Source organism: Chryseobacterium sp. SIMBA_028, assembly GCF_046535285.1.
In the GTDB taxonomy this organism is placed as follows: Bacteria; Bacteroidota; Bacteroidia; order Flavobacteriales; family Weeksellaceae; genus Chryseobacterium.
In genome coordinates this window covers 1-229 of record NZ_JAWRWZ010000905.1, presented here as the reverse complement: position 1 = coordinate 229, position 229 = coordinate 1, and the positions used below count along the sequence as shown (strand labels likewise).

Here is a 229-nt window from a genome sequence, read left to right as displayed (position 1 = left end):
CACGATCCTCGCCGAGCAACCGTTCGCCCTGACGCTGATCGACATCGGCCTGCCCGACGGCAGCGGTGTCGATCTCATACACGAGCTTCATGCTCGCGACCCGGCATTGCCGATGCTGGTAATCTCCGCGTGGAGCACGGAACAGACGATCGTTCAGGCGCTCCAGGCGGGCGCCTCGGGGTATGTGCTCAAGGAACGCGACGATGTCGAAATCGCGGCCTCCATTCGC

At 63.8% G+C, this 229-nt stretch carries 1 protein-coding gene; it reads left to right on the top strand.

The window, feature by feature from the left end:
- The coding region (locus SCA31_RS25830) for a response regulator (protein WP_410699781.1) at positions 1-229 on the top strand (229 nt) is incomplete at both ends.